The sequence below is a fragment of the Streptomyces sp. NPDC020898 genome, assembly GCF_044333925.1.
Lineage (GTDB): Bacteria > Actinomycetota > Actinomycetes > Streptomycetales > Streptomycetaceae > Streptomyces.
The window spans coordinates 39,002-49,437 of record NZ_JBIRRV010000022.1; the positions used below are offsets into that span (position 1 = coordinate 39,002).

General features: G+C 73.2%; 9 protein-coding genes. 2 read left to right on the forward strand and 7 right to left on the reverse strand.

Annotation, left to right across the window (positions count from 1 at the left end):
* Positions 1-8: 8 nt before the first annotated feature.
* Both ACH4TV_RS41545 and ACH4TV_RS41550 read left to right on the forward strand, forming a co-directional pair.
* The gene (locus ACH4TV_RS41545) at positions 9-200 is read left to right on the forward strand and encodes a hypothetical protein (protein WP_398406566.1); all 192 of its coding nucleotides are present in this window, start codon (positions 9-11) and stop codon (positions 198-200) included.
* Positions 197-2,152 (forward strand): DUF2264 domain-containing protein, encoded by a 1,956-nt coding sequence (locus ACH4TV_RS41550; protein WP_398406567.1) that lies wholly within the window; start codon positions 197-199, stop codon positions 2,150-2,152. The genes ACH4TV_RS41545 and ACH4TV_RS41550 overlap by 4 nt, the downstream gene beginning before the upstream one ends.
* On the opposite strand, the gene cobC is transcribed toward ACH4TV_RS41550, so the two are convergent.
* The 7 genes from cobC to ACH4TV_RS41585 all read right to left on the reverse strand — a co-directional run bounded on the left by cobC (position 2,100) and on the right by ACH4TV_RS41585 (position 10,434).
* Positions 2,100-3,173, reverse strand: a complete 1,074-nt coding sequence (gene cobC, locus ACH4TV_RS41555) for an Rv2231c family pyridoxal phosphate-dependent protein CobC (protein WP_398406568.1) — start codon at positions 3,171-3,173, stop codon at positions 2,100-2,102. The two genes, ACH4TV_RS41550 and cobC, sit on opposite strands and share 53 nt — an antisense overlap.
* On the reverse strand, positions 3,163-4,101 hold the full coding sequence (locus ACH4TV_RS41560; protein ID WP_398406569.1) for a sirohydrochlorin chelatase: 939 nt from the start codon (positions 4,099-4,101) through the stop codon (positions 3,163-3,165). The genes cobC and ACH4TV_RS41560 overlap by 11 nt, the downstream gene beginning before the upstream one ends.
* A gap of 73 nt (positions 4,102-4,174) precedes the next feature.
* Complete coding sequence (gene cobJ / locus ACH4TV_RS41565) at positions 4,175-5,881, reverse strand: precorrin-3B C(17)-methyltransferase (RefSeq protein WP_398406570.1); 1,707 nt, start codon at positions 5,879-5,881, stop codon at positions 4,175-4,177.
* Positions 5,878-7,203: a precorrin-6y C5,15-methyltransferase (decarboxylating) subunit CbiE gene (cbiE, locus tag ACH4TV_RS41570; RefSeq protein WP_398406571.1), complete on the reverse strand. Its 1,326-nt coding sequence runs from the start codon at positions 7,201-7,203 to the stop codon at positions 5,878-5,880. Before cbiE ends, cobJ begins: the two co-directional genes overlap by 4 nt.
* Positions 7,200-8,039: a precorrin-4 C(11)-methyltransferase gene (cobM, locus tag ACH4TV_RS41575; protein ID WP_398406573.1), complete on the reverse strand. Its 840-nt coding sequence runs from the start codon at positions 8,037-8,039 to the stop codon at positions 7,200-7,202. The genes cbiE and cobM overlap by 4 nt, the downstream gene beginning before the upstream one ends.
* 107 nt (positions 8,040-8,146) lie before the next feature.
* Positions 8,147-8,911: a precorrin-2 C(20)-methyltransferase gene (gene cobI / locus ACH4TV_RS41580; RefSeq protein ID WP_398406574.1), complete on the reverse strand. Its 765-nt coding sequence runs from the start codon at positions 8,909-8,911 to the stop codon at positions 8,147-8,149.
* Entirely contained in the window at positions 8,896-10,434 is a 1,539-nt protein-coding gene (locus tag ACH4TV_RS41585) for a cobyrinate a,c-diamide synthase (RefSeq protein ID WP_398406575.1), read from the reverse strand. Before ACH4TV_RS41585 ends, cobI begins: the two co-directional genes overlap by 16 nt.
* Between the last annotated feature and the right edge of the window lie 2 nt (positions 10,435-10,436).

Sequence of the window (10,436 nt, forward strand, 5' to 3'; positions counted from 1 at the left end):
ATTGCCATATGCCGCAGCGTCGCCCGCCCGCGGCCACCGCCGACCGACGGGAGACCTGCGGCCTCATCGCCGTACGCCGCGGCGTCTGCCCGGCCCCGGCCACCGCCGACCGACGGGAGACCTGCGGCCTCATCGCCGTACGCCGCAGCGTCGCCCCGCCCTGGCCACCACCGACTGACGGAGGACCCACCCCCGTATGACCGCGCCGCACGTGTCGCTCCCGGACGATCCGACGCATCTGCCGAACCTTCCCGGACTGCCCCCCGCCGACCCGGTGCTCTCGCCCGTCACCGGGTGGACCCGCGCCCACTGGGAGGCGATGGCCGACCAGCTTCTCGACGGGCTGTTGCCTTACGCCTCGCCGGGCTTCGCCCAGTACCGGCTGCCCGGGCCGCCCAGCCACTCCGGCCCGTGGTCGGACGGTCTGGAGGGCTTCGCACGGTCGTTCCTGCTGGCCGCGTTCCGTATCGCGGGCTCGGACGGCCGCGTCGCCCCCGCCCTCGTCGAGCGGTACGCGGCCGGACTCGCCGCCGGCACCGACCCGTACGGCACCGAACGCTGGCCGCCCGTCACCGACCGGTCCCAGCCCATGGTCGAGGCCGCGTCGATCGCGATCGCCCTGCACGAGTCCCGCCGCTGGCTGTGGGACCACCTCGACGACGGCGTACGCCAACAGGTCGCCGACTGGCTGGGCGGTTTCGTCGGCGCCGACGTCAACGACTCCAACTGGCGCCTGTTCCAGGTGATCACGGAGGAGTTCCTGGCCTCCGTCGGCGCCCCGCACAGCCGTGCCGAGATCGACGCCGGGCTCGCCCGCCTCGACGACTGGTACCGGGGCGACGGCTGGTACACGGACGGCGACGGCCGCAAGTTCGACTACTACAACGCCTGGGCACTGCACCTGTACCCGGTGCTGTGGGCGCGCATCGCGGGCCCACGCGCGAACCCGCGGACGGTGTCCCGGCACCGCGCCCGCCTGCGCGAGTTCCTCGCCGTCCACCAGCACTTCTTCGGCTCCGACGGCGCCCCGGTGCACCAGGGCCGTTCCCTCACCTACCGCTTCGCGACCGCCGCCCCACTGTGGGCGGGCGTCCTCGCCGACGCCACCCCGCTGCCGCCCGGCCGCACCCGCCGCCTCGCCTCGGGCGCGCTGCGGCACTTCGCCGAACGCGGCGCGCCGGACGAGCGCGGTCTGCTCACCCTCGGCTGGTACCGGCCCTTCCTGCCCGTCACCCAGCGCTACTCGGGCCCCGCCTCCCCCTACTGGGCGAGCAAGGCCTTCCTCGGCCTGCTGCTGCCCGAGAGTCACCCGGTGTGGACGGCACCCGAGGAGCCCGCCCCCGTGGACACGGCCGACGTCCGCCTCGCCCTCCCGGCCCCCGGCTGGCTCCTGCACACCACCGCGGCCGACGGGATCGTACGGCTCGTCAACCACGGCAGTGACCGGCTCCCGCCGGCTCCGGCGACCGCCGAGGACAATCCGCACTACGCCCGGTTCGCGTACTCCAGCGCGACTGCCCCCGAAACGCCGACTGCCCCCGCCACCGGTCCGGACAACCACATCGCCCTGCTCGCTCCCGACGGCACGCCGTCTGCGCGCGGGCGCATCCACCCGCTCGGCGCCGCGGGCGGCCGTGCCGCCTCCTGGCACCTGGCGCGGGGGCACCGCATCGAGACGGTGAGCGTGGTCCACGGCCCGTGGGAGGTGCGCGTCCACCACCTCGACGTCCCGCCCGGGACTCCGGTTCGCGAAGGCGGCTGGGCCGTCGCCGACGACACCGCGCCGCCGGTCGCCCGGACCGGCCCGGGCCGGGCGTCGGCCCGCCGCGCGGACGGCCTGACCAGCGCGATCACCGGCCTGTACGGCTGGGACGGCACGGAGAGCACGGTCGCAACGGCCATCGACACCAACGCCGTAGGCCACCACTCGGCGACGCCACTGCTCGAACTAAGCGGTGGCGCCCGCCTGTTGGTCACCCTCGTGGTGCTCAGCGCCGACCCGGACGCGCTGCGCACGGGAGCGGGCGCGTCGGTCGCCGAGGACGGAACCGTGGAGATCCGCTTCCCGGACGGTACCCGGGAGCGGGTGGTGCCCCGGATCAGCGATCCGCCAGCGTCATCGCCCGGTCCAGTGCCTGAAGGAACGAGTTGACCGTCACCCGGTCCCGTACCGCCAGCCGCAGCCACTCCTCGCCGAGCCCGGGGAACGTGTCCCCGCGCCGGACCGCGAAGCCCAGGTTGCGCAGGTGGCGGCGGACGGCGGCGGCACGTGGGAGCCGTACGAGCACGAAGGGGCCCTCGGACGGTGCGGCCAGCCGCAGCCCGTCCGCGGCGAACTCCTCCAGCCCCGCGACGAGATGGGACCGGTCCGAGGCGACGCGGTGGGCCGCGTGGGCCGCCTCCGTCAGAGCCCGCGGCGAGACACACGCCTCGGCCGCAGCCAGCGCCGGCGTCGACACCGGCCACAACGGCTGCGCCCGCTCCAGCTCCACGATCGTCTCCGGCGCCGCCAGCACGTACCCGATCCGCAGCCCCGCCAGCCCCCACGTCTTCGTCAGACTCCGCAGCACCACCAGCCCAGGCACATCCGTACGCCCGGCCAACGCCTCCCGCTCACCCGGCACCGCGTCCATGAACGCCTCGTCGACCACCAACACCCGCCCAGGTCGGGCGAGTTGGGCAACGACCCCCGCCGGATGCAGCACCGACGTAGGGTTCGTCGGGTTGCCGATCACCACCAGATCCGCGTCCTCGGGCACGAGCGACGCGTCCAGCCGGAACCCGTCCTCCGCCCGCAACAGCACCCGGTCCACGGTGTGCCCGGCATCCCGCAGCGCCGCCTCCGGCTCAGTGAACTGCGGGTGCACGACGACCGGCCGGCGTACCTTCAGGGCGCGCGCCAGCAGCACGAAGGCCTCCGCGGCCCCGGCGGTGAGCAGCACCCGCTCCACCGGCAGCCCGTGCCGAGCCGCCACCGCCGCCCGCGCGGCCCGCCCGTCGGGATACGCGGCGAGCCCGCCGAGCGACCCGGCGATGTGCTCCCGCAGCCAGGCCGGGGGAGTGCCGGCCCGGACGTTCACGGCGAGGTCGACCAACTCGGCGCCGTCGTCGCGCACTTCGGCGTCCCCGTGGTGCCGCAGGTCGTGCGTGCCGTTGTCTCTGTCAGTGCGCATGGGAGTGCGAGTGCCCGTGTGAGTGATGTCCATGATGGTGACCATCGTGCTGGCCGTCGTCGTCCGGATGGAAGTGCGGCTGCTGAGGCAGTCCGACCTTGTCCTCGAAGCCGGGCAGCGCGATCCGGTACACGCACGAGTCGCAGTTCATCCGCAGATCCCCCTGCACGGCCTCCCGGTACCGCTCCATCACCAGATCGAGCAACTCCGGCTCCGGACCGATGACGTCGGCGGACCGCACCTCGATCTCCGGGTGCGCGGCGGCCCAGCCCTCCGTCTGGTGCCGTACGCGGTCGGGCAGGATCCCGGTGAACAGGAAGTAGGGCAGCACGACGATCCGCCGCGCCCCCAGCTTCACGCACCGGTCGAGGCCCGACGGCACGTCCGGCGCCGCCAGCGACACGAACGCCGTCTCCACACCGGCGTACCCGCGCCCCTCCCACAGCAGCCGCGCCGCCTTGAGCACCTCGGCGTTGGCGTCCGGGTCGGTCGAGCCGCGCCCGACCAGCAGCACGGTCACCTCGGCCCGGTCGGCGGGCGTCCGCACCCCCCCGCCGAGCGCCTCTTCCAGGCGTCGCTCCAGCACCGTCAGCAGCACCGGGTGCGGACCCAGCGGACGCCCGTACGTGTAGGAGATCCCGGGGTGCCGTTCCTTCTCGCGGGACAGCGCCGCCGGGATGTCCCCCTTGGCGTGGCCGGCGGACACCAGCATCAGCGGAACGGCGGCGAACCGCCGAACACCCCGCTCCACCAGCTCGGTCACGGCGTCACCCAGCGGCGGCGGCGACAACTCGATGAAGCCGCCCGCGACGGGGAGTTCGGGGTTGCGGCGTCCCAACTCCTCGACGAAGTCACGGAACGCCTCGGCCCCGGCCTCGTCCCGGGTGCCGTGGCCGGCGATGAGCAGGGCGGGCGGCGGGGTGGTCACGATGTCTCCTCGGACTGTGAAGCGGGCGGGAACTGAAGGGAGTTGAGAAGGGGGCAGGGAAGGGGACGACGGTTCACCGCGCCGACTCCTGCCAGCGATACCCGCGAGGCGTGACCATCCGCCCCGCGATGTTCCGGGTCGCGGTGTTGCCGACGGTCACGACGGTCATCATGTCGACCGTCGCCGGGTCCAGGGCCGCCAGCGTGGTGACGCGGCCGGCCTCGTCGGACCGCGACGCGTTCCGTACGACACCGACGGGCGTCGTCGGCTCCCGGTGCTCGCCGAGGATGGCCAGCGCCTTCGGCAGCTGCCAGTCACGGCCCCGGCTGCGCGGGTTGTAGAACGTCACGACGATGTCCGCCTCGGCCGCCGCTCGCACCCGCCGCTCGATGACCTCCCAGGGAGTGTGCAGGTCGGAGAGGCTGATGGACACATGGTCGTGGCCCAGCGGTGCCCCGAGAATCGCCGCCGCGGCCAGGGCGGCCGTCACGCCCGGCACCCCGACCACGTCGATGTCGTCGGACGCCTCGGCGAGGGCGGGCGACGCCATCGCGTACACGCCCGCGTCCCCGCTGCCGATCAGCGCGACCGCCTGGCCCTTCCGCGCCTCGGCCACCGCGGTCCGCGCCCGCTCCTCCTCGGCCCCGAGCCCCGACTCCAGGACGCGGGTACCGGGCCGCAGCAGATCGCGGATCTGGTCGACGTACTGGTCGAGCCCGACGAGCACGGACGCCCGCCGCAACTCCGCCTCGGCACGCGGCGTCAGCAGATCCCGGGCCCCGGGTCCGAGCCCCACGACCGCCAGCCGCCCCCGCCCCGGCCGCCGTACAACGGCACAGGTGGCCATGGCCGGCGCCCCGTCCGCACGCTGCGACTTCGTCTTCGGTACGAGGAGTTCGCCCCCACCGACCAGCGCGGCGGCCTCCGCCACGGACGGCGTACCGACGGCGGCGAGCGGCGCGTCGGAGGGATTCGGCACGTCGACGACGGCCAACTCCTCGGCGGAGTACGTCACCAAGGGCACCCCGAGCCGCTCGGCGGCCCCGACGATCCCCGGCTCGCCCGCTTTCGCGTCGACGGTCGCCAGCGCGGCGACGGAGGCCACGGAGAGCCCCGCGTCCGCCAACGCGCCCTTCACCAGCCCGAGTACCTCGTCGACGGGGGCACCCTTGGAGGCGCCCACACCGACGACGAGGGACGGCGGCCGGAGGACGACCTCGTGCCCGGCGGGATCGACGGCCCGGTCGGTCACCCGGATCACCGCCCCGGCGCCCGCCGCCGCACCCCCGACGTTGGACGGGAACGCGGGCAGCGGCCAGATCGACTCCGCTTCCAGAGCGACCGGTTCACCGTCGAGCAGGGCGCGCGAGACCCCCGCGACATCCCCCTCCACGGGCATCCCGAGGGTGTCAAGGCCCGGCACTCCCATGGCGTCCGTCGCGGTCGTCACCACCGGCTCCGCACCCAGCAACGTCCCGACCGCACGGGCGAGTTCATTGGCGCCGCCGCCGTGCCCGCCGACCAGCGACACGGCGAACCGCCCGCCCTCGTCGACGCACACCACCCCGGGGTCGGACGCCTTGTCGGACAGCAACGGCGCGACCAGTCGTACCACCGCCCCCGTGGCCAGGAAGCACACGAGCTGCTCGCACTCACCGAACGCGCGCCGGACGGCGTCGGCGACCGGACCCTCGTACACACGCGTACGGTCCGGCCAGGCGACGGCAAGCCGATCACGCGCCGCCGCGCCCGCCGCCGTCGCGGAAATCAGGCCGATCACAGAGCAACTCCTTCTTCACCTGTACGTGTTGAGGGGCGTGTGCCCCACAGCAGAAACACGGGATTGGTCGCCGCGAGCCGGGTCACATCACCCGGCAGCGGTGCGAGCCGGGACGACTGCAACAGGACACCGTCGCAGTCGAGGCCGGCCCCGGTGAGCGCCTCCCGAACGGCAGGCACCCGGTCGAGGGCGGCCATCGCGACGACCACCGTCCGCCGCGCCCGCCGCGCACACGCCGTGACGATGGCGGGCAGCTCACGCCCGCCCCCACCGATGAACACGGCGTCGGGATCGTCGAGCCCAGACAGCCCAGACAGCCCAGACAGCCCAGACAGTTCGGAAAGCTCGGGAAGTTCGGAACCCGCAGGCAGATCACCAGGCGCCGACCCCTCCACCACCCGCACGTCCACACCGTGCGCGGCGGCGTTGGCACGCACCCGCGCCGCCCCGTCCGGCGTCTTCTCGACGGCGACGACGGCGGCCCCGAGCCGCGCGCACTCCACGGCCACGGAACCGGAGCCCGCGCCGATGTCCCAGACCAGGTCACCGAGGCGCGGTCCGAGGCGGGCCAGCGCAAGGGCCCGTACCTCGAACTTGGTGATCATCGAGTCGCGGTGGCTGAACTCCCGCTCGTCCAGGGCCCATTGGTCAGGCCCGGCCGGCGCCCCGGCGACCGTGACACGCACCGGCGCGACGCCCCGCGTCTCATCGAGACACAACACCACGCTGACCGCATCGCCCCAGTCGCGAGCCGCCGCCTCGGCGGGCGTGACCCGCTCGACGCGTTCGAGGACGGGATCGCCCAGAGCGGACGCGACGACCAGGACACGCACCCCCGGACCGCAGGCCAGAGCGGCGCCGATCTCGGCGGGCCCGGCACCAGGACCGGTCAGTACCGCCACCTTCGGCCGTGCCCGGCACACGTTCACCGCCGTACGCAGCGCCCGCCCGTGCGCGCTGACGACCACCGCGTCGTCCCAGGTCAGCCCCAGCCGGGCGAACGCGGTCGCGACGGACGACACCCCCGGCCGGACATCGAGCCGCCCGGCCCCGAACCGCTCGGCCAGCGCCCGCACGATCCCGAAGAACCCGGGGTCACCGGAGGCCAGCACGACAACCGCCTGACCCTTCCCGACGTACCCCTCGATGGTGTCGAGCGCCGGAGCCAGCGCCCCGAGGACGACCAGCTCGGCACCTTCCGGTACAACCGGGACCGCAGCCAGATGCCTCCGAGCGCCCACGACCAGCGCGGCCCCGGCGACGGCGGCCGTGGCGTCCGGCGGAAGGGGCGCCCCCGTCCCCGTACCGATGACGGTGATCACGTACTCGCCCCTCGTTCACGCAGCGCCCGACGCGCCTCGGGGTCGGCCTTGCGGAAGCCGTGGAAGTGGCCGGGGTGGTAGAGGTGCGAGCGGGTGCCGCTGGCGTCGAGGGCGGGACCGATCAGGAACAGGGTGTGCTTCCACAGCTTGTGCTCCTTGACCGTCTCCTCCAGCGTCTCGATCGTGCACCGCACGACCAACTCCTCGGGCCAGGTCGCCTGGTAGGCGATGACGACCGGCGTGGACGTCGGATAGCCGCCCTCCAGCAGCTCCCGTACGAGCTGCCCGCTCCGCGCGGCGGACAGGAAGATCGCCATGGTGGTCCCGTGCCGCGCGAACTCCCGCACTTCTTCCCCCGGCGGCATCGGCGTCTTGCCGCCGCCCAGCCGGGTGAGGATCACGGACTGCGCGATCTCGGGAATGGTCAGTTCGCGCTGGGCGATGGCGGCGACCGCGGAGAAGGAGGAGACACCGGGCACGATCTCGGTGTCGATCCCCAGCTCGGCACACCGGTCGACCTGCTCCTGGGTACCGCCCCAGAGCGCCGGATCGCCGGAGTGGATACGCGCCACGCGCAGGCCCTCGCGCACCGCACGCCCGTACACGGCGACGACGTCCTCCAGCGACATGGTCGCCGAGTCGAGGATCTCCGCTCCCTCACGCGCGTGTTCGAGTACCGCCTCCTGTACGAGGCTGGCCGCCCAGATCACGACGTCCGCCTCGGCGATGGCGCGGGCCGCGCGGAACGTCAGCAGATCGGCGGCACCGGGGCCGGCACCGACGAACGTCACCTTGCCGGTGGGAGCGCCAGTGGAAACGTCGGCCGTGGGAGCCATGGGGCGAGATCCTCTCGTACGAACGGAATCAAGAACGGAACAGCGAACAAGAACGGAACAGCGAAAACGTCAGTGAGCGTCCGGGTGGGTGTGTCGGGCTGAGGGGTTCACAACTTGCCGCCCCGCCCGCCGTCGCGCCGGGCGGGCGCGATGAGCGTGGAGAGATACGGGAGCGGCTCACCGTCGAGCTCGGCCGCGGGCCGGATGGACTCGCCCGCCAGCCCGAGCGCGGACCCCCACACGGCGTCGTCGATCCGCCCGCTCTCCCGCAACGCCTCGGCGACCTCCCCGGCCTGCCGACCGAACTTGTACGCCACGACCGTGCCCGGCCCCTGGAGAGCCTCCTTGAGCACAGCGGCACCCGCCGTCACCGGTACGAGGGTGAGCGGCTCGGTCCCCTCGGTCAGTACGGCCCCCGACCGCGCCGCCAGATCCTGCATGGCGGTGATACCGGGCACCGTCTCGACGACGGTGGAGGGCACGAGCTCTCCGATCGTCTGCGCGAGATAGGTGAACGTCGAATACACGTTGGGATCACCGATGGTGGCGAACGCGACGACGGAATGGGCACCGAGCAACTCGGCGACCCGCGCACCCGCGGCATCCCAGGCATCCTCACGCCGGCCACGGTCGGTCCGCTCGTTGAGCGCGAACACGACCCGGACGACCTTCTCCTCGGGCACGTAGTGCAGCACGGTGGCCTCGGCACGCCCCCGCTCCAGGGTGTCCATCACGGGTACGACGACCACATCGGCGGCGCGCAACGCGTTGACGCCCTTGACGGTCACCAACTCGGGGTCACCGGGCCCGACCCCGACCCCGATCAACCTGCTGCCGCTCACACTGCTGATGCTGCTCATGACGTCCGGCACCTCTCCACGAACCGACGGGCGACACCGGGCGCCGACGCCCAGTGCGTGTGCAGATAGCTCGCGTGCACACCGCGCTGTACAAACCCCTCGACCCGCCGCTCGGGCCCCCGCACTCCCCAGGCGGGCGTCGCCCCCGCCCCGGGCTCGACAATGGTCCGATGAAACTCGTGGCCCCGCATCCGGGTACCGGCCACCGCGAGCGAACTGTCACTCACGGCCACGGCATCCCGGTAACCGAGGGTGAGCCGCTCACTCATCCGCGCACCGGCATCGAGCACCCCGCACATGGGCCGCCCGTCCAACTCCCGGCACAGATACAGCAGTCCGGCACACTCGGCGGCAACGGGCGCGCCGCTCTCCGCGAGCGCCGCGACGGACTTGCGCAGCGGTTCGTTGGCGGACAACTCGGCCCCGAACACCTCAGGAAACCCGCCGCCGATGACCAACCCCCGTGTCCCCTCCGGCAGTTGCTCATCCCGAAGCGGATCGAACACAACAACCTCGGCCCCGGCGGCCCGCAACAACTCGGCATGCTCGGCATAGGAAAAGGTGAACGCGGCCCCACCGGCAAGAGCGACGGTCACTTTCGAGCCCCGGGCCGGCATCTCCAGCCCGTCCGGCGTTTGAGGACGAGCGCTTTCGGCGCGAACGGGGGTCTGGGGGCGGAGCCCCCAGGTCGAGGATGGGACGGGTAGGGGCGGCGGGGGCGAGGCTGCATCCGTCAGCGGCTCCGCCGCGGGCAGAACCTCACCCGCATCCCACCCCGCACAACCCAACCCCCCCGCCCCGCGCGCCAGCGCGACCAGAGCCCCCAGATCACACCCCGCCGCCACCTGCGCCCCCATCGCCGCGACAGCCGCAACCGCCTCCGCCCGCCGCTCACCCACCGGCACCAGCCCCAGATGCCGGGACGGCGTATCCACCTGCGGAACCCGCCGAAGCACCCCCAGCACAGGCACCCCCACCGACTCCAACGCCTCCCGCAGCAACCCCTCATGCCGATCCGACGCGACCTTGTTGAGAATCACGCCCCCGACCCGTACCTCCGGATCCCACGACACGAACCCGTGCACGAGAGCCGCCACGGACCGAGACTGCGACGAGGCGTCCACGACCAGCACCACCGGCGCCCGCAGCAACTTGGCCACCTGAGCCGTGGACGCGAGTTCACCCTCCCCGGCGGCACCGTCGTACAGCCCCATCACGCCCTCGACCACGGCGATGTCACACCCGCGCGCCCCGTGCACGAACAACGGCCCGACCAACTCCGGCCCGCACATGTACGCGTCGAGATTCCGCCCCACCCGCCCGGTCGCGAGCGCGTGGTACCCGGGGTCGATGTAGTCCGGCCCGACCTTGTGCGGAGACACGGCGAGCCCCCGCGCGGCGAACGCGGCCATCAACCCCGTGGCAACGGTGGTCTTGCCGCTGCCGGAGGAAGGCGCGGCAATAACCAGCCGAGGAACGGAAGCCGAGGAGGAGGAGAAGGACGAGGACGAGGAGAAGGACGAGGAGGTCAGCACAG